Consider the following 18,921-nt stretch of genomic DNA (forward strand, 5'->3'; position numbering starts at 1 on the left):
TGCTTTCCATGAATCGCCTTCAACGCGGCGGAAAAGAACGGTCGTTTCTCTTCCGCCGCCGTCAGAAGGACAAGCGCCGCTCATGAGCTTTGGAACGGATGCCTACCGGGCATTTCCCGGCCTGAGATTCCGCTTCAGAGCTTCTATGCGCCGCCAGGATTCCTCCAGCCTCTCACGGCTCACGACGCCTGTATGCACCAGACGCATGAGCGCCTGAAACACCTTGTCGTGCAAATCGGGATCGTAGGAAAGGTTGTTGCCGAAAAGAAGTATGTCGTTGCCCGCGCGTACGGCAAGGCGCACCCTCTCTTCCAGAGAGCGCCCTTTCGCCACGGCTCCCATCTGAAGATCGTCGCTCACGACCACGCCGTTCCAGCCGAGCCTTCGGCGCAGCAGTCCGTTCACCACTTTTTGGGAAAGAGAAGACGGCAGATGCTCGTCAAGTCTGCGGTGATACACGTGCGCCACAAGCACCATGCCGGACCAGCCGCGCTGGAAGGCCTCCACATATGGCAGCAGCTCCTCTTCGGTCCAGGTTTTCGTCACGTCCGGCAAGTCCAGATGCGAATCCTTGCTGGCGCTGCCGAGACCGGGAAAATGCTTGAGCGCGGGCAGAACGCCCGCCTCGCGAAGTCCGTCGGCAAAGGCCAGGGCCTGCCTTGTCACCTGATCGCTGCCCGCGCCGAAAAGACGTCCCGCATTGCCGAGGCCGGGGCTCTGCCGGGAACGCCGGAGATCCACCACAGGCGCAAGATCTACGTTGATGCCAAGTTCAGCCATTTCCGTTCCGGCCTTGAAGCCGAGCACCCGCACTTCCTCCTCGCTCATGCGGCCCATGATCTCGGCGGAAGGAAGCGCAAAAAAGCCGCGCTCAGGCTTGAGGCGACACACCTTGCCGCCCTCCTGATCCACGGCCACAAGCAGCGTACGGTCAGACGCGGCCTGAAGGGATGCCGTCAGATTCTTCAGCTGAACCGGCGACTCGATATTGTAAAAATCGCCTTTTTTCCGCCCCTTGTCGAACAGAATGACGCCACCGAGACGGCCTTCGGAAACGGCCTTCACTACGGACACGGGAGCACTGGTCCCGTGAAAGCCCACCATGATCATGGCGCCGGCCATCTCTTCCACGGAAGGCGCGGCAAAGCCCGGTCCCGGCAGAAGACACGCCAGCACCAGAACGACAGTCAGAATCAGTCGCACGGAAAACCTATTCCTCCCCTTCCTCCCGAGGAGACACGGAAGGAAGTTCCCCCTTCGCGTAGCGTTCGGAAAAGGCGCGGAGGGCTTCAAAAAGAAGCAGCTTGAAATGACGGTTCACATCTTCCTTGCGGTATCCGAACACCGTGGTCAGGGAACGGGCCATGTCGCGCTGCACACAGAGCATGAGAAGATACGGGGCCATGACCGTGATGATGCAGCACTGAAGCGCCGGGTCATCACGGGGAATGCCCGTCAATTCCGAAAGAAGCGAGCCTATGCTTCTTTCCTTGGACAGAGTGCCTCTGAGAAAGTCCACCCCCCCTATGGGCGAGGGGGCAATAAGCTCATGCGCCCATATCCTTGCATACCAGCTCTGTCCGTCGTAGGCCGCGGCGATGTAGGCGTCAAGCACTCTTTCCAGCTTTTCCTCAACGGGAAGCTCTGCGGAGGTAATGAGCTCCATCTGCCTTTCGTTCACGATATGTTCGTGCACGTCGTCGAGAACGGCGCGGTACAAGTCGTCCCGGCTGCCGAAATAGTAGTTGACGGCGGCAATGTTCACGCCCGCCTCACGACAGATCATCTTGCTCGTCGTATCGGCATAGCCGTGCTCGGCAAACAGGCGAACGGCGGTACCGAGAATCTGACGGCGCGTAGCCTCGCCGTCCTCGCGCGAGTGCTTCTTGCGGGAAAAAAACAGCATACGGGGGAAACCTCTCGTCAGGGAACGCTGCGTCAAGCATAAGCCAGGAAGGGACGGGCCGCAACGGCTTTCCCGAAACGCCGCGATGAAAAAAGGGCAAAAAAAAGGCTGGGGCATCGTGGACGGCCATGCCCCAGAACCTTCATGGCCGCCGAGGGGTGGCAGACATCATGCGTATCTCTTTCACGACGTCTCGCCGTCCTTCCCCAGAAAGCGGCCCGCGCGACAAGGAATGGAGAGGTTGTATTCCTGCGCGCACCACGAGCGAAATTCGTCCCGTCAAAACGGGAATGCGCTGTTTCCAGCATCTCAAATCTAAATTTGAATTTGAACTACTCCTCCCTTTCTGTCAAGTCAAAAATCATCGCAGCCACGATTCCCCGCGGCAGCATTGCCAGCGTTCCAGGAGGCTGAAAAGTCCTCGTTCTGAGGGCCAGAAAAATCCATGAATTCCACGCTGTAAAATCCTGTTGACAAAAAGGAAAAACTGTCGGAAGGGCAGAGCTGTCCATTCCCTCTCATTCATAAGGAAACGCCATGTCCTATCTTCCTTCTGCAAGCGGAAAGGCCACGCTTCTGGGGCTTACCGCTCCCGTGTGCTGGGGTATGTCCGTCGGGCTGGTGCGCAGCATCACGGAACAGTTCGGCCTTGCCGCAGGGCTGTCCATTCTCTACATCTCCACCTGCCTTTTCCTTGTCTTCTTTCTCGGGCTTCCGAAGCTGAGTGCCTATCCCAGAAAATATCTTTTTCTGGGCATTCCGCTGGCCAATGTGTGTTCCGTCTGCTTCTGCCTGTCGCTGTATCTCTCCGACGGCGGACAGCAGACCGTGGAAGTGGGCATGGTCAACTACCTCTGGCCCTGTCTCGTGGTGCTCTTCGCCGTGCTTTTCAACGGGCAGAAAGCCCGATGGTGGATAGCTCCCGGCGTGGTCATCAGCTTTCTCGGCGTCATGATGGTGCTCGGCGGAGAAAAGGGCGTGCAGCCCGCGGAAATATGGATGCACGTGCAGAACAATCCGTGGAGCTACGTGCTGGCCTTTTTCGGCGCGGTGGCCTGGGCCGCCTATTCGAACTTCACGCGGGCCTGGTCCAACGGGCAGAATCCCACGCTCATCGTGTTCGCCATCGACAGCGTCATGTTCTCCTATCTGTGGCTTGCAGGCTACGGCGACATTTCCCACGCCTCGCTCACGGGCTGGATAAGCGTGGTCATCGGGGCCGTGGCCATGGGCGGATCCTACGCCGCATGGAGCTACGGCGTCACCAAAGGAAACATCACCATTCTCGCCATCGCCTCCTATTTCACGCCGGTGCTCTCCTGCCTGTTCGCCACGGTATGGATAGGCGCAAGTCTCGACGGAGCGTTCTGGCAGGGCGTGGCCGTCATCGTGCTGGGCTCGCTTTTATGCTGGAGTTCCACAGTCATGCACAAGTAACGCAGTCTTCTTCAAAGGCGACGACAAAAAAGGGACTCCGAAATTTCCGGAGTCCCTTTTTTGTCGTGCAGCCATTCCACACGAACAGCAAAAAATCAGTTGCTGCAGACGGCAGCGTCATGGGCGGCGCGAAGCTGACCGCAGGCCGCCTCAATGTCCTGTCCCTTGCTCTTGCGCACGATGGCGGTAATGTCCTTGGCCCACAGCGCCTTTTCAAAACGCAGCAGCTCCTCGGGCGAAGGTGCGCAGTACGGAGTGCCCGGCGTGGGATTGTAGGGAATGAGGTTCAGCTTGGCCTTGAGGCGCGCACATATGCGGGCAAGCTGCCTGACGTGTTCCGGCTGATCGTTCACGCCGGCAATGACGAGATATTCAAGCGTAATGCGCTCCCTCGTCTTGAGCGGATACTCTTCCAGCGCGCTTATGAGCTCCTCAAGCGGCCAGCGGGCCGCGCGCGGCATGAGCTTTTCGCGCAGCTCCTGATTGGGCGCGTGCAGCGAGACGGCAAGAAAGGCCAGACCGCTGTCGCCGAATTCCCTCATGCCGGACTTGATGCCGCAGGTGGATACCGTGATGCGGCGCGGCGAAAAGGCCAGTCCCTTCGGATGCTCCAGCGTGCGCAGGGAGTCCATGACCGTATCGAGATTGAGCAGGGGCTCTCCCATGCCCATGTAGACGAGATTGCGGATGATGGGGCGTTCGGGCTGCGTATCGTGCATATATGCGCGCGCCACCTGCACCTGCCCCAGAATCTCGCCCATGGTCATGTTGCGCCGAAAGCCCAGCTTTCCCGTGCTGCAGAAGGAACAGGCCATGGCGCAGCCCACCTGTGTGGACACGCACTGCGTCATGCGCACGGAAAGGTCGTTGGGTCTCTTGGGAGCGTCGCTCGGAATGAGCACCGTTTCCACCAGTTCGCCGTCGGCAAGCTCGAGAAGAAACTTGGTAGTACCGTCGGAGCTTACGCGCACGTCGGCAATGGAGGGCCAGCGTATCTCGGCAATCTCGGCAAGCTTCGCCCTGTCATTCTGGGAAATGTCGGTCATGGCCTCAAAACCGGCCACGTTCTTCACCCATATCCACTGCCATATCTGGACGGCACGGAACTTCTTGAAGCCCAGCTCCTCCATGACGAAGCGCTCAAGGGCGGGATAGGGCAGATCGCAGAGATTCACTTTGCTTGAAGGAGTCATGAACAATCCTCGGCCGCAGCGCGGTCAGTTTCTTTATCTTGTATGGCGCCGCACGAAAACGGCATTCACGAAAGAGAGGCACGAAAAATCCGGTCTGTTCCCGGAGCCTACTGCTAACGAAGGGCAATGTCACCCAGATGCCGCTTCAGCACCTCATCGAGGGCATCCCAGTCCCGGCAGGCCACGATTTCCTGCCGCAGCGCCCGCGCACCGTCCAGATTCTTGACGTAGCGCGGCACAAAGGTACGCATTTTCAAAATGGCGTGCTCCGGCGCGTAGCGGCGGGCCAGGGCTGCATGACGGCGTATGACGAAGGCAAGGGCCGTCCGATCGGCGGGAAGGGAATCCAGCACGTCGCAGGCGTGCTGCGCGTCGAGCTTTCGACCTTCCTCGCAGGCAATGCCCGAGCCCTGGGGAATTTCGCCTTCCAGTGCGCCTTCCGCAATGAGTCTGCCGTGCTCGGCAAATATGGCCGGATTCTTGAGCGCTCCGCGCGCGTACATGACGCAGGCAGCCCCAGTCTCTCTGAGCACCCTCACACCGTCGACCGCGGTAAAAAGGTCGCCGCTTGCGATGACGGGCACGGAAAGTTCACGGGCAAGTTCCGCCACGGCCGAATGTCTGGGCGTGCCGGAAAAGCCCTGCACTGCGTAACGGGGATGCAGGGTGATCCACCCCGCTCCGCTCTCCGCCAGACGGCGGGCAAGGTCGAGATAGACTTCATGCTCCGCGTCCCAGCCGAGGCGGATCTTGAAACCGACCCTTCCCGGTCCGGCCGCGCGAATGACGGCTTCGGCCACGCGCAGCGCGTTCGGCACGTCGCGCAGCATGGCCGCGCCCGCGCCGGTCTTGGTCACCTTGGGCACGGAACAGCCCATGTTCACGTCAAACCACGAAAAGCCCCGGCTGCGCAGGATCTGCACGGCCTTTTCCATGAACTCGACCTCTGCGCCGAAAATCTGCACCACCAGCGGATGATCGCAGACCTTGCTTCCGTCCGCCATGCTTTCCCCCTCCGAGCTGGTGGTGGCAAGCAGTTCTTCGGTGTTGCGCCCACCGTAAACCAGTCCCTTGGCGCTCACCATTTCCGTGCAGCAGACGGCAGCGCCCATCTCGCGGCAGAGAAGACGGAAGGGCAGATCGGACCAGCCGGCAAGAGGAGCCAGCCACGGAGCATCGGGACGAATGGAAAGTTCTGACATGAGTCATCCTTGAAAAGCATGAAAAGCGTAAAGCGCCGAAGTCGGAACTTCGGAACAGCCGCACCGTTCGGGAAAACCTGGGGGCGTCCGGCATGAACGATTACGGAAGAAATCCTGGCGCGGCAGAACGGAAACGTCCGGCCCTTCATCATGCCTGCAACGCAAAGAGTGCGGAAAAACCTCCGCCGACACGGCACTATTCCGCACGCCGGGCTTTTCCGGCGTTATGCATAGCAGGCGAAGCCGCCTCATGGCAAGAAGCTGCCCCTGCTCCGTCCTTTTCAAACCGCGACGAACGGGCCAGAACGGCGACGTCCACGCGGGACGCCCCCGCCGACAGCAGACTCTCGGTCGCACGCTCAAGCGTCGCGCCCGTGGTGCATACGTCGTCGACCAGAAGCACGAAAAGTCCGTCGACGCCCGTCGAGTGAAAAGGCTGCTTCAGATTCTGCCGCTGTTCCCTGTTCAAAAGTTCCTGCGGCGTCACCTGCCGAACCTTGACAAGAAGGTCGGACCGCACAGGCACGCCCATGTCCTTCGACACGTGCCGCACGATCTCCCGGCACTGATTGAAGCCGCGCTCGCGCAACCTTCCCCTATCCAGAGGCATGGGCACGATGACGTCGGGCTTCACCGTCACTTCGTAATGCTCAACGCAAAGCGTCGCCAGCAATCTTCCGAGAACATCCGCGCATGCCAGAGAACCACCGAACTTCACGCGCAGAAGAAGTTCCCGCAAAAGTCCTCCGTACACGCCGAAGAACATGACATCATTCCACGGCGGCGTGCGGACGAGGCACCGCTCGCAGGGCATGCAGGGAGCATCTTCCAGAAGCGAAGGCTCGCCGCAGTACGGACAGAACCCCGTCATGCGGCGCTTCATCTTCGCCCGGCAGGCAGGACAGAAAAAACGCTGCAGAACGCCGTCCACGGACGATTCGGCACGATCGGCGCCGTCTTCCGGCTCAAAAGGCTCGCGGCAGGCCACGCAGCGCCGTTCCCTGAGGCCGAGCAGACGGACGACTCTGGAAGCAAAGCGACCGACAGTTGCGGCCGTCCCCTCCTCCATCCTCACGACACGGCCCTTTCTGCCAGACTTTCAGCAAATGAAACAATGCGGGCACAGGCCTCCGCACTGTTCTCAAGATCGCGAGGACCGTCCAGACCGTAAAGACGAAGCGGCTCCGTCCAGGTCATCCCGAGAGCCATGGCCATGTAGCGGAGTGTTCGTTCCGCACCTTCAAAAAGCTTTTCGCCGCGAAGGCGCGCGCCGAAAAGAACGGCCGTTACGGTTCTGCCCTGCCCCGGCTTGTCCCCGCAGGCCCAGAACCGCTGCGCACGATCTATCCATGCCTTGGCCTGAGCGGGAACATGGTAAAAATACACGGGACTCACAAGCACGCTCACGGGCGCGGAAGACATGCCGTCAAAAAGCGCCTTCGCCCCGTCTCCCGGCGCATCAAGAGAACACGTGCCCGGTCTGACAAAGCACTGCCCGCAGGAAACGCAGGGCCGGACTCCTTCATCCGCAATGCGCCGCGTCACGCACGGAACCTTCATGCTCCGCCGCATGAGCGACACGGCAAAATCGCTGTTGCCGCCGCGCCTCGGACTGCACGAAACAAGAAAGACAGGTGCCGTCACACTCCCTCCCTGCACCGTCGCCCCGTTCTCTCTTGCCGGAAAAGGGAGCAACGGGACATCGGCCTTTCAAGCCATGCGCTGCGGCAGGTTCTCTTCTGCGTTCCCGCCGCACGCATGAAAAAAGTCGGCTCTAGGCCCGGAAACAGCAGTTGTATGCCTTCTCGTAGCCTATGCTCGTCTCCTGCCCGTGCCCGGGATACACCACCACGTTGTCGGGCAGTGCGTACAGGCCTTCTCTGATCGTCTTCATGAGCTTTTCGCCGTCGCCGCCGGGCAGGTCGGTGCGCCCCACGGAACGGAAAAAGAGCACGTCGCCCGTGATCATAAGGCCGAGATCGGCAAAATAATAGCAGAGGCTGCCTTCCGAATGTCCCGGCGCGTGAATGACCCGGCAGGAAAGACTGCCCCAGGTAACCTCGCCCGGAGCAAGAATCTCCGCCTCAAAGGGCTTCAGGTTCATGCCGAAGCACATGCCTCGGCACAGCAGAAGCCCGCGTTCCGCCCAGTCCTCAGCCCCCACCAGCGGCAGAAGTCCCGTGGCGCGCGTCATGTCGGCGCAGCCTGTGCAGTGATCGCAGTGCAGATGCGTAAGCGCCACGGCGCGCAGCGTGAGATGGTTCTCGGCAATCTTCTTCAGCACGAGATCCGTTTCGTCGGAAGGGTCGAACACCACGGCGTCCCTGCCGTTGTGCACGATGTGGCAGTTCGCCTCCAGCGGACCGAAAGGAAGAGTGATGACGGACATGGCGTCTCCTTGGCGTCTTTTTATCGTGGCGTGCGTGGTCACCGGATTCGGCAAAAAAACGCACGAAAAAAACTGCATGCATTCCGCCTGCGCCGACCGCACGAAAATACGGCGTTCCGGCCGCGCGACGTCAGCCTGCGGACTCTCCTGCCTTATCCTGTTTGCGCTGCTTTCGCAATGAAAAGGCCCCGGGGTTCCGGGGCCGGGAAAGACGGGCCGCCTGTCAGGAAGGGAAACCTCCGGCAGAGCGCCACGCCAGGCAGATATTCAGAAACCATGCATGAAAACGGCTGTCGGCAGTGAGCTCGGGGTGAAACGACGTGGCAAACACGCGGCCCTGCCGCACGGCCACCGGACTCGGACCGAGTGGCCCTTCCACACGGCAGAGCACCTCCACGGAAGGCCCGCACGACACGATGACGGGCGCGCGTATGAACACGGCCTCCATGTCGCAGGCCACCCCCTTCACGTCCAGCCGCGTTTCAAAGCTGTCCGCCTGCCTGCCGAAGGCGTTGCGTCGAACACGGGCGTCGAGCAGGCCGAGCCGCGGCTGCTCAATAAGCGCGCCGTCCGGCCCTTCCACCTCACGGCAGAGCAGTATGAGTCCGGCGCAGCTTCCGTACACGGGCATGCCCGCCTGCCCGCAGGTGCGCAGAGGCTCAAGGAGCCCTTCGTCCACCAGCAGCCTCCCCATGGTCGTGCTCTCCCCGCCCGGCAGCACAATGCCGTCGAACATCTCCAGTCCGCCCCACGGAGAACCGCCGGGCAGACGGCGTATTTCCGTGACCTTCGCACCGCATTTTTCCAGCATGATCCGGTGCTCCCGAAACGCGCCCTGAAGCGCGAGCACACCTATGTGAAGAGGCTCTACCATCCCCGCTCCTGCATTCTCTGTTCCGGGGCGATGGCGGAAATCTCAAGGCCGGGCATGGCTTCGCCGAGCCCCTCCGACACTTCCGCCAGTACGGCCGCATCATTGTAGTTGGTGGTGGCCTTCACAATGGCCCTTGCAAAGCGCTCCGGGTCGGACGACTTGAAAATGCCCGAGCCCACGAAAATGCCGTCGCAGCCGAGCTGCATCATGAGCGCAGCGTCGGCAGGCGTGGAAATGCCGCCCGCCGCAAAGTTCACCACGGGCAGGCCGCCCTTCTCCCGTACCACGCGCATAAGTTCAAGAGGCGCGCCCAGTTCCTTGGCATAGCCCGGCACTTCCTCTTCCGGCAGGGAAAGCAGATGACGCAGTTCTCCCATGACCACACGGATGTGCCTCACGGCTTCTATGACGTTGCCCGTGCCGGGCTCCCCCTTGGTGCGTATCATGGCTGCGCCTTCGGCAATGCGCCGCAGCGCCTCGCCGAGATTGCGCGCGCCACAGACAAAGGGAATGGTGAAGTCATGCTTGTTCAAATGATTGCGGTCGTCCGCAGGCGTGAGCACTTCGCTCTCGTCGATGTAGTCCACGCCGACAGCCTCCAGAATCCTTGCTTCGGCCATATGCCCTATGCGCACCTTGGCCATGACCGGTATGCTCACCGCCTTCATGATGCTCTTGATCACGGCGGGGTCTGCCATGCGCGCCACGCCTCCGGCCCTGCGTATGTCCGCCGGAACGCGCTCCAGCGCCATGACGGCACAGGCCCCGGCCCGCTCGGCAATGACGGCCTGCTCAGGCGTGGTCACGTCCATGATGACGCCGCCCTTCAACATTTCCGCAAGTCCCGTCTTCAGTCTAATCGTTCCTTTTTCCATAATGAGCTCCTTTTGCCGGCCCTTTTCCCAAAAGACGCGAACACAGCGCAAACAGGCCGGAACAGACTTCGGAACTACGTCGAATCCTTGCATTTTTCAAGAAAACAGCGCAATATGAAGACAATTAATATTGTCATGCATACAAAGAGACATTGCCTGTCTTCATGAGTTTTTGTCTCATAACACGACAACAGCCATCCGAAGTCACTGATGAAAGCAAACGATGATGAACGCCTGCGCAGACTGCGCGAGCTCTATGAGGAATCCGGCGCGCCCTGCCGATACCAGCGAGTAGCGGAAGCCCTTGAGGTGAGCATTCGACAGGGAGTGTTCCGCCCCGGTGACGCGCTTCCCACGCAGCGCGCTCTTGCCGCAAGGCTCAACGTCACCACAGGCACGGCCACGCACGGTTATGCCGAAGCCGCTAAACGGGGACTCGTCACCGGCGTGACGGGTCGCGGAAGCTTTGTTTCCGCCGCGGGGTCGGACGTGGATGTCATGCCTCCCCCGGCCCCGCTGCCCCCGGCCACGGCATGGCCGGACGGCCGTGACAGGGCGCCCGTGTCCTTCAACGAAGAAAGCAGCGACGGGCATTGCCGGAATCTCGGCTTCATCGCGCCTTTTGAAAATCTCAATCCGTCGCTGCATGACGCCCTGTGCCGGATGATGACGCGAATGGATGCCCGCGCCATGGCAGAACTGCAAAGCTATCATCGTCCGGCAGGCATGGAAAGACACCGCGAGGCCGGAGCCCTCTGGGCCAGGCGCTACGGCGTGCCCGTGTCCGGTCGTGATCTTCTCGTGTGCGCAGGCTCTCAGCACGCGCTCATGACGCTGCTCACCACGCTCTGCACGCCCGGCGACCGGCTTGCCGTGGAAACGCTGAGCTATCCGCTGCTTCGTCAGCTCTCCTGGCGTCTCCGTCTGCCGCTGGTTCCTATCCGCACCGACGCCTGCGGCATGCTGCCGGATGCTCTGGAAAACGCCTGTCGAAGCGGCGGCGTGAAGGCCGTCTACCTCATGCCTTCCTGCCGCAATCCTACGCTCACGCGCATGCCGGAGTCACGCCGGAAGGAACTGGTGGAGGTCTGCCGCAGACACGACGTGCTCATCATTGAAGACGACGTCTATGCCCTTGCCATCAACGCACAGCCCGCGCCGCCCTTTGCCGAACTTGCGCCCGAAAGAACTTGTTTTGTCGCCGCCACCAGCGAAATACTCGGCGGCGGCCTGCGCGTAGCCTACCTGTGCCCTCCTCAGCACACGCTTGAAGAACTTGAACGCACCATCTCCTACACCATCTCCATGGTGCCGCCGCTCATGGCGGAACTTGCCGCTCAATGGATAACCGACGGTACGGCTGAAAGAACCCTGATGGCCAAACGCGAGGAGGCCGCAGCCCGCAATGCCCTGGCCCGCAACATTCTGGACGGTTTTCCCCTCATGTCCCGCAACAGCGGTTTTTTCTGCTGGCTCCACCTTCCCGAGGCATGGACAGGACGAAAGATTGCATCAGAAGCACGAAAGCGGGGCGTGATCGTGGCCGAAGGCGAACATTTTCAGATGGGGCACAGCACCGCGGAACACGGCGTGCGTCTTGCGCTCGGCGGTGTTTCCAGCCGTGAAGAACTGGCCCGGGCACTCGGCATCATACGGGAGATTCTTGAATCCTGAACCGTCCAACCCCGCTTTTCTGCTCGTCACGACCGTCACATGGAGCAATGGGCGGCATTGACGCGTTCCCCCCAGCCGTTATGATGACACCGCAACATCCCAAGGAGAGAGAGGATATGATAACCGCAATACTTCTTTACTGCGTACTCGGCGCCGTAGCCGGCCTTCTTGCCGGTCTTCTCGGCATAGGCGGCGGGGCCGTAGTCGTGCCCATGCTCGTCTTTTCCTTCCAGTGGCTGAACATTTCGCCGGAAGTGGCCATGCACATGGCCATAGGCACGTCCTTCGGCAGCATCATGTTCACGTCCATTTCCAGCGCCATGGCCCATCACCGGCACGGCGGCGTAGACTGGCACGTCTTCCGCTGCATCGCTCTCGGCATTCTGCTGGGCACCTACGGAGGCTCCTTCATCGCGGCCCGCATTCCCGCACGCTATCTCCAGATGTTCTTTGTGGTGTTCCTCTACTATGTGGCCACCAACATGCTTTTGAACAAAAAGCCCAGCGCCAGCCGCACGCTGCCCGGCTTTTCCGGCATGACGGGCGCAGGCGTGGTCATCGGCGCCGTGTCCAGTCTTGTGGGCATAGGCGGCGGCACGCTCTCCGTGCCCTTCCTCGTCTGGCACAACATGGACATGCGTCGCGCCGTAGGCACCTCCGCAGCCATGGGCTTTCCCATCGCCCTTGCCGGATGCATCGGCTTCGTAACCAACGGATGGAACAATCCCGAGCTTCCGGCATATGCGTTCGGCTATCTCTATCTTCCCGCACTGGTGGGCATCGTGGCCGTCAGCATGCTCACGGCTCCTCTGGGCGCAGGCATTGCGCACAAGCTCCCGGTACCGAAGCTCAAAAAATTCTTTGCCTTCTTCCTCTACCTCGTCGCCACAAAGATGCTGCTCGACGTTTTGTAGGAACACAGACTGAAAAAAAGACGGAATCTTCAAGATTCCGTCTTTTTTTTTGCGCGCCCGACAGATATGGCAGCAAGGGCGGGCAGCTCTCCCTGCCTGCGACCGGCCGGAAGATTCCCCCAGGCAAGCCCTTCCCGGCATACAAAAAAAAAGGAACCTCTCCCCAACGGGAGGTTCCTTTTTTTATCATTATCCACATTGCGACGCTTTGGCGTTCTGTGAGCCTCGGGCCCACTTACCCCGGCAATCCCGCAAGAGCCCCCTGCGCGGATTCCGAAGCGCAAGAGCACCGCAGCTCTGGTTACGCCTGTACATCCGCAATGATGCGGTCGCACCAGCCATCCACGTCGTCCCGGCTGCCGTCATAGTCCCCTTCTACTTTGAGGCCTTCTTCCATAATGACGGCTCCCAGACCGGAAAGTCTGTTTTCAATCACGTCCACGGCTCCGCAAAAGTGCTCAAAGTTGCTGTCCCCGCTGGCAAAGCAGGCCGCCTTTTTTCCGTTTACGCCGATGGCGTCGAAATGTTCAAAAAGCGTGTTGAAATCATCCTGCATTTCCACTTCGTCGGTGCCCCAGGCCGAGCATCCGAACAGCGCGGCGTCATAGCCGTTGCACAACCCTTCGGCCGTAGCGTCAGCGGCGTTCAGCACCGTCACCTCAAGTCCCGCGTTGCTCATTCTTTCGCCGAGAGCTTCCGCGATGCCTGCGGTATTGCCTGTCGTCGAGCCATACACAATGAGAACCTTCATGTTTCTTCTCCAGTAAAGTCCTCCGAAAGCGAAGGCGCAGGGCAGCTGCCCGTCTCCGGCCCCGTGCCGACGGCGGACGGCCTCCGCTTCCGAAGGAGATGCGAGTCCGTTTTTTTTTGCACGGCGGAGACTTGCCGTCTTTCTCCGCCGTGCACGACCAGGAGTACTCATCCCGCCCGAATACGGGATGATTGCAGGACAAAAAATCTGGCCGGACCCTGCTGTGAGTCAGAAGCCCGGCTAGGGGGGGGGGAGGAGACTGGAGTCTTTCGACTCCAGAGCAAATTTTGCCGGCAGGCCATGGCGTGCATGCCGGCAATGCGGAGGAGAGCTTTCCGGAATCACCTGTCTTTTCCGGAAAGCATGGCGAATATGTCGATGGGTTCTACCCATGCTCCTGCCGCATGGCAGAGAAATTTTGCCGGAACACCCAGACACGTGCCCGGCGGAACGTCGCCTCGGAGTCTGCGACGCTCATATGGAGACGCAAAAAAGCCGGAGCTTCTTCACGCTGTTATGGCAATACGCTTCGGCGCTCTCTCGGGCCGTTCCCCGCCGTGGGGAACGGCCCTCGCCGCACCAGGAGACTGAGGTCCAAGCCTCAGCACGGAACGCGACCCGGTCACGTTCCAACATGACGCAGAACAGATGTTCTGCAGAAATTTTGCCGTCTGACGCCTCCGGCATTCGCCGGGTCAAGCCATCGTCAGACGGCCGGGGGGGGAGGTCAAAGTCTTGTCCCTTATCGGTCGTTACGAACTCTGTGCAATTTTCAAGGAACCGTGCCTGTCAAAAGGCTTGTCGTCATGGCGCAGCAGCCAGTCCCGACCCGAAGGACATCCGACATCTTCTTCCGTTCTTTTGTCATCCCTCGTTGAAATCAGAAATAATGAAAATGAATTTCAATGTCAATTATTTTTTTCATCCGTTCAGGAAATTTTTTGAAAAATAATTCCTTTTTATGTATAATTTATTGATTTTATTATAAAATATCATATCGACCAAAATGAGGAACTTTTCAGAACAGTGTTCATTCAGACGCTGCGCAGTTCCTCCCTCAAACGAAAAATGGAACCGGCAAGCCTTCACCCTCATTATGACAGGACCTGCGTCATTCCTGTCCATCATCAATATAAAAAAGCTCCGACAGACGCCCAAACGTCTGCCGAAGCCTTGGAGAAACATCGTTTCACCGAGTCGTGCCGCCGCGCGGCGTTGACGGCATCAAGCGTTGCACAAGCTATCTGCCATCCAGACAAAAACGACAGAAAAAAACGCGTCCGCTTCTGTCTGCGAAGCTCCGTGCTAGCGATCAAGCTTGAAGCGAATACGCAGTACGCCCCCGTCATCGCTTTTCCACTCATGCGAAACCCATATAAAAGTACCGCACTCCGCCGTATGGGCAACATGCTCTCCGATGCACGGACAGGCATCCAGCGATCCTTCGGAAGAATCGGGATCTCCTATGTATACAATGCGCAGAGTATCTCCGGCACTCTCCGGCAGGCGTGAAAGGTTGAACCTTTTCGCCGCCTTGTTTCTGTCCATGTCACGGGCAACGACGGGCAGATCACGGGCAAGAACGGCGTTCACTTCCTCAGTGATGCTTTTCACTTCTTCAGGCGAAAGATCATGGGGAAAATGAAAGTCCACCTTGGACTTGTTGGCGTTGATATGGGTGGAAAAACAGCGGGGACAACCATAACGGCGGATGAGAACCCCGCTCAGCGTGTGCTCTGCCGTATGCATCCGCGGATCATATTCTTTGCTCATGAAAAAACCTCACATCGTTTTTGCCTGTGCTACCGCAAAACCGAGGGAAGGAAAAGTCGCACCGGCATCGCCCAATTCCCATATTCCTTTCTCCCCCCCCGTGTGTTCACAGCAGACGGCCGAACCTTTCCTTAAATAAAAGCGGACAGACATGAAAAAACGCGAGCGATCGGCACGCTGAATGGCCTGCCCTCCTCTTCTCGGCTCGTACGCCGACCGCTCCCTCCCTGATGCAAAATTTTCAACACTTCTCCCTGAAACAGAGGGTTACGGGGCTTTTTTCCTCTCTCAAGACGCTTTTGAGCCCTCAGAAAAGCCACTCAAAACTCTCATCATGCCGGAGTCGACCATTCCCGAACATCTCTGCTATAATAATTTATTTCAATATATTATCATACTTTTTGCAAACTTTTTGCGTAATGGCTCCCTTTTGGTGTCGGACCACGGAACTTTTTATGCAACTATTTGAAATAACAAATAAATTGTTCAAATTTTCTCATTTCTTATTTAAAAATTATCATTTTGTTAATATTTTTTTATTGATTAAATAACAAGTTAATTCTAAGCTCCGCTCATGGAAAAAGAGGGATTTTCCATACCGGTGTTACCAACCACTTTTTTTCAAAGGAATGATTGCAATGAAAAAGCTTACTACGCTTCTTCTGGCTGCCGGCATGATCTTTGCCGCGTCTGCCCCTGCTTCCGCCGTCGACGTGAAGATGGACGGACAGTATCTGTTCAACTTCATCACCGGCGAATACGCTGGTACGGGTCAGAACTTCGACAGAGCCGGTCAGCGTCTGCGTCTCGGCATGACCTTCACCGCCAATGAAAACCTCTCCGGCTACCTGCAGCTGCAGATCGGCTCCGGCACCGACAAGAGCACCAACTATGACTGGGGTTCCGACGTTGCCGGCAACAATACCCGCGTCGGCATGCGCCAGATGTACGTCGACTGGCTGATTCCTCAGACCACCGTCAAGGTCCGCATGGGTCGTCAGCTCATCGGTCTGCCTGAAGACGCCTTCGGCAAGAACGCCGTCATGCATCCCGGCTGGAACGGCCGCGACGGCATTTCCGTCGCCTCGCCCGTCACCGACTGGCTCGACGTGTCCGCCTTCTGGCTGCGCGGCGCATATGACAACGTGAACAACAACGATACCGACCAGTCCAAGAAGTCCGACTTCTTCGGCGCCGTCACCAACTTCAAGTTCGACGGCTTCTCCTTCGCGCCCTATGTCATGTATGCTTCTCTGGACAAGGGCACCACGAACGTTTTCGACAGCTCCACCGACGGCTTCGGCCTCAACACCGTCAAGGCCGACGGCAACGCCTTCTGGGCCGGCACCAACTTCGTGCTGAGCTACTTCGATCCCTTCGTGCTGAAGATCTCCGGCGCCTACGGCATGATCACCTACGACAAGGACAGCGAAAACTGGAACGACCGCAACGGCTGGTATGTGCAGGCCAAGGCTTCCTACAAGACCGCCTACGGTACTCCCATCCTGGGTGCCTGGTACGGCTCTGGCGACGATGACGACGTGCAGTACCTCGGTCAGAATTGGATCCCCGGCTGGGCTGGCCGTTTCCATCCCACCTTCGCCTATGCCGACGGTGAATTCGGCATGTACAGCAACAACGGCCGTCATGCCATCGCCGGCACCTGGGGCCTCCAGGCCGGTATCGAAGACGTCAGCTTCCTGCAGGATCTGACCCACAAGTTCACCGTCACCTGGTTCCAGGGTACCAACGATTCCGGCAACGTGCTCAAGAGCGACGCCAGCATCAACCCCGTCAAGTACATGACCACCAACGACAACGCGGTGGAATTCAACCTGGCCAGCACCTATCAGATCTACAAGAACCTGAGCGCCTGCCTCGAACTTGCCTACATCATCACCGACTACGACAAGGGCGACCATCGCGCCTGGGCTGCTGCCAACGAAACCGACAAGGATTCCTGGAGCACCGCTCTTACCTTCCAGTACAAGTTCTAATTCAAGGCGGGCCTAGTTCGCTCGCATGAATGGATAATACCAGCGGGAGAGGACGAAAATCCTCTCCCGTCTGTTTTTAACTCTGCGTTCTGATGTCTTCAGGAAATTCATGAAATTATAGTTATAAATATAGTACATTTTTAGATAATACTAACAGAATCAAACATAATGCATTGTATTCAACAGTAAAAATATATCATAAATATACTTCTTACACACTGCATATATACAATTAAAAAAATTTAAAAATACCTCTGAATCCCAATGCTCGCAGTCTATGCAAACGTCTTTTTAATATATGCAGTTTTATACCAGTGAGTTCAGCAAGAACAGCAATATCTTCCGTCTGTTCACTATGCAATAAAATATTGATATAATCATTTGTATATTGTCTATGAATATATTTTTTCTTATAAAAAAATCTAAAAATTTCTGAGCGTTCTACCCTGTCAAAAAGATCTTTGTAATTTATATATAAAGGAAGTACAGCAATACTGCAGTCATCGAAAGTTTTTCTAAGTATCTCATTATTGAAAATATTACCTACTGCATTACGCATCCATTCTGCATTTTTACAGAACGTGGCAATAATAAGCTTTCTGACCAAAGGGGCAACGGTATCCGTATTTCTCTGGTACAAGCTCTCGGCCGCACCGTCAGACATAAGAAAGAAGCCGTCCAATCTCCCCACATCTCCCTTGAAAAGACGAAAATGCTGCCCGGCATGTGCAGAGGTAACAAAAAAAGTCTGGTTGGCGAACTCGCCCTTCTCTGGCCTGGTCACCAGTTTCAACTCTCCATCCCGGGAAAATGCTATGCAGCCGTCGCCGAGCTGTCCGATGATGTAGCGACCGTCATTGCAAGCCACAAACAGCAATGTGGAGGCAAGATCTGACAATGCACAGCTCTGCTCCTCTGCCACCTCCTGAAGACGCCTGTGAAGCACATCCAGAATGACCGTCGTAACATCGGCAGGCGCGGCAGCCTCATAGAAGTGATCGAACTCCCTGCACAGAAGCGCCGCCACCGTCTCAACCACGGCGGACGCACCAAAATGTGAGAGTCGAGCACTGCCCGCTCCGTCCGCAAGCACGACGCACCTGGTCCCGAACTCTTCACGAACTGCCGTTTTGTCCTGACAGGGAATCCCCTCTTTCACATGGCCTCGCCCCTGCATGGCAAGCTGAAACATCTTCATAAAAAGCCTCATTGCGCCCCTGTGCCAAGCACAGGGGCGATGTACTGAATAAGTTTACAGCGTAGTCCAGTCACCGTTCGGAGGAAGTTCGACCTTCTCTCCAGGTATGGACTGTGACGTACGGGATACGCTTCTGCTCAACCACTGGAAGAACTCCACAAACTTCAGTCCTGCAAGTTTCAAGGGTGTGCGATAGGGGGAAACTCGGCTCAGTACCGTCATGTCGGCATCTTTGCCGATCCCTATGGGAAATATGTTGAGCTTCTTTTCCGCCTGCAGAGAAGAGGCTTTCAGGCAGGCCGCTTCAAGCGCAAGTTTATCGCCGTTGGGCTGTCCGTCGGTCATGAGAACCAGCCAAGGCTGCCAGTAGTCAACACCAGAGTCCTTGTACTTCTGCTTGCGCTGCTCAAGCTTATCGAGGGCAATGGTGAGAGCCTCCCCCATGGGCGTGCCGCCGCTTGCTGTCAGCTGAGGACAGGCAGTCGCTTCAAGTGAACTGAAGTCCTGAAAAAGGCGGGCTCCCTTATCGCCAAAAGTAACAATGCAGATATCCGCAGCGGACTGGGCGACTTCATCCGCAGCTACTTCCTGAAAAAACTGCTTAAGGCCCCGATTCAGCTCATCTATGGGCTGCCCCAGCATGGAACCGCTCGTATCAAGACAAAGGCATACAGGTACACGAGTCGTAGGATTGTCAATAAGATCATCATTGCCGAAATCGTTAAGCATGACCGCTAC

The 18,921-nt window shown here is 57.8% G+C and carries 17 protein-coding genes; 4 read left to right on the top strand and 13 right to left on the bottom strand.

Annotated elements, in window-relative coordinates; genetic code table 11:
• Nucleotides 1-102 precede the first annotated feature (102 nt).
• Both Q0J81_RS11230 and Q0J81_RS11235 read right to left on the bottom strand, forming a co-directional pair.
• Nucleotides 103-1,203, bottom strand: a complete 1,101-nt coding sequence (locus tag Q0J81_RS11230; RefSeq protein WP_294447945.1) for a glycoside hydrolase family 3 N-terminal domain-containing protein — start codon at nt 1,201-1,203, stop codon at nt 103-105.
• 7 nt (nt 1,204-1,210) lie between these two features.
• Entirely contained in the window at nt 1,211-1,906 is a 696-nt protein-coding gene (locus tag Q0J81_RS11235; protein ID WP_294447946.1) for a TetR/AcrR family transcriptional regulator, read from the bottom strand.
• Nucleotides 1,907-2,443: 537 nt separating this feature from the next.
• Between Q0J81_RS11235 and yddG the strand changes: the two genes are divergently transcribed.
• The gene (gene yddG, locus Q0J81_RS11240) at nt 2,444-3,343 is read left to right on the top strand and encodes an aromatic amino acid DMT transporter YddG (RefSeq protein WP_294447947.1); all 900 of its coding nucleotides are present in this window, start codon (nt 2,444-2,446) and stop codon (nt 3,341-3,343) included.
• Nucleotides 3,344-3,438: 95 nt separating this feature from the next.
• Here the strand turns inward: yddG and rlmN are convergent, their stop codons facing one another.
• From rlmN to pdxS, 7 genes are all read right to left on the bottom strand, one after another.
• Nucleotides 3,439-4,536, bottom strand: coding sequence for a 23S rRNA (adenine(2503)-C(2))-methyltransferase RlmN (rlmN, locus tag Q0J81_RS11245; RefSeq protein WP_294447948.1), 1,098 nt, complete (start codon nt 4,534-4,536; stop codon nt 3,439-3,441).
• A 113-nt stretch (nt 4,537-4,649) separates the two neighbouring features.
• Entirely contained in the window at nt 4,650-5,738 is a 1,089-nt protein-coding gene (locus tag Q0J81_RS11250; protein WP_294447950.1) for a tRNA-dihydrouridine synthase family protein, read from the bottom strand.
• Nucleotides 5,739-5,934: 196 nt separating this feature from the next.
• Nucleotides 5,935-6,807: a ComF family protein gene (locus tag Q0J81_RS11255; protein ID WP_294447994.1), complete on the bottom strand. Its 873-nt coding sequence runs from the start codon at nt 6,805-6,807 to the stop codon at nt 5,935-5,937.
• A gap of 2 nt (nt 6,808-6,809) precedes the next feature.
• Nucleotides 6,810-7,382 (bottom strand): NAD(P)H-dependent oxidoreductase, encoded by a 573-nt coding sequence (locus tag Q0J81_RS11260; RefSeq protein WP_294447951.1) that lies wholly within the window; start codon nt 7,380-7,382, stop codon nt 6,810-6,812.
• A 130-nt stretch (nt 7,383-7,512) separates the two neighbouring features.
• Complete coding sequence (locus Q0J81_RS11265) at nt 7,513-8,127, bottom strand: MBL fold metallo-hydrolase (protein WP_294447955.1); 615 nt, start codon at nt 8,125-8,127, stop codon at nt 7,513-7,515.
• A 223-nt stretch (nt 8,128-8,350) separates the two neighbouring features.
• Nucleotides 8,351-9,001 (bottom strand): pyridoxal 5'-phosphate synthase glutaminase subunit PdxT, encoded by a 651-nt coding sequence (gene pdxT / locus Q0J81_RS11270; RefSeq protein ID WP_294447956.1) that lies wholly within the window; start codon nt 8,999-9,001, stop codon nt 8,351-8,353.
• Complete coding sequence (gene pdxS / locus Q0J81_RS11275; RefSeq protein WP_294447957.1) at nt 8,995-9,876, bottom strand: pyridoxal 5'-phosphate synthase lyase subunit PdxS; 882 nt, start codon at nt 9,874-9,876, stop codon at nt 8,995-8,997. The genes pdxT and pdxS overlap by 7 nt, the downstream gene beginning before the upstream one ends.
• 210 nt (nt 9,877-10,086) lie before the next feature.
• On the opposite strand from pdxS, the gene Q0J81_RS11280 reads away from it, so the two are divergent.
• Together Q0J81_RS11280 and Q0J81_RS11285 are read left to right on the top strand one after the other, a co-directional pair.
• Entirely contained in the window at nt 10,087-11,550 is a 1,464-nt protein-coding gene (locus Q0J81_RS11280; RefSeq protein WP_294447958.1) for a PLP-dependent aminotransferase family protein, read from the top strand.
• A 116-nt stretch (nt 11,551-11,666) separates the two neighbouring features.
• Nucleotides 11,667-12,464, top strand: coding sequence for a sulfite exporter TauE/SafE family protein (locus Q0J81_RS11285; RefSeq protein WP_294447959.1), 798 nt, complete (start codon nt 11,667-11,669; stop codon nt 12,462-12,464).
• A 301-nt stretch (nt 12,465-12,765) separates the two neighbouring features.
• Here the strand turns inward: Q0J81_RS11285 and Q0J81_RS11290 are convergent, their stop codons facing one another.
• Both Q0J81_RS11290 and Q0J81_RS11295 read right to left on the bottom strand, forming a co-directional pair.
• Nucleotides 12,766-13,215, bottom strand: coding sequence for a flavodoxin (locus Q0J81_RS11290; RefSeq protein WP_294447960.1), 450 nt, complete (start codon nt 13,213-13,215; stop codon nt 12,766-12,768).
• A gap of 1,305 nt (nt 13,216-14,520) precedes the next feature.
• A complete protein-coding gene (locus Q0J81_RS11295) occupies nt 14,521-14,988 on the bottom strand; it encodes a hypothetical protein (protein ID WP_294447961.1) in 468 nt (155 codons plus the stop codon).
• 638 nt (nt 14,989-15,626) lie between these two features.
• Here Q0J81_RS11295 and Q0J81_RS11300 point away from each other — a divergent pair.
• The gene (locus tag Q0J81_RS11300; protein WP_294447962.1) at nt 15,627-16,985 is read left to right on the top strand and encodes an outer membrane homotrimeric porin; all 1,359 of its coding nucleotides are present in this window, start codon (nt 15,627-15,629) and stop codon (nt 16,983-16,985) included.
• A gap of 232 nt (nt 16,986-17,217) precedes the next feature.
• Here Q0J81_RS11300 and Q0J81_RS11305 read toward each other — a convergent pair whose 3' ends face one another.
• Together Q0J81_RS11305 and Q0J81_RS11310 are read right to left on the bottom strand one after the other, a co-directional pair.
• Complete coding sequence (locus tag Q0J81_RS11305; protein WP_294447963.1) at nt 17,218-18,183, bottom strand: PP2C family serine/threonine-protein phosphatase; 966 nt, start codon at nt 18,181-18,183, stop codon at nt 17,218-17,220.
• Between the two features lie 54 nt (nt 18,184-18,237).
• Nucleotides 18,238-18,912 carry a VWA domain-containing protein gene (locus Q0J81_RS11310; protein WP_294447964.1) on the bottom strand — a complete coding sequence of 225 codons (675 nt, stop codon included), beginning with the start codon at nt 18,910-18,912 and terminating at the stop codon, nt 18,238-18,240.
• Nucleotides 18,913-18,921 lie beyond the last annotated feature (9 nt).

This window comes from uncultured Mailhella sp., assembly GCF_944324575.1.
Lineage (GTDB): Bacteria > Desulfobacterota > Desulfovibrionia > Desulfovibrionales > Desulfovibrionaceae > Mailhella.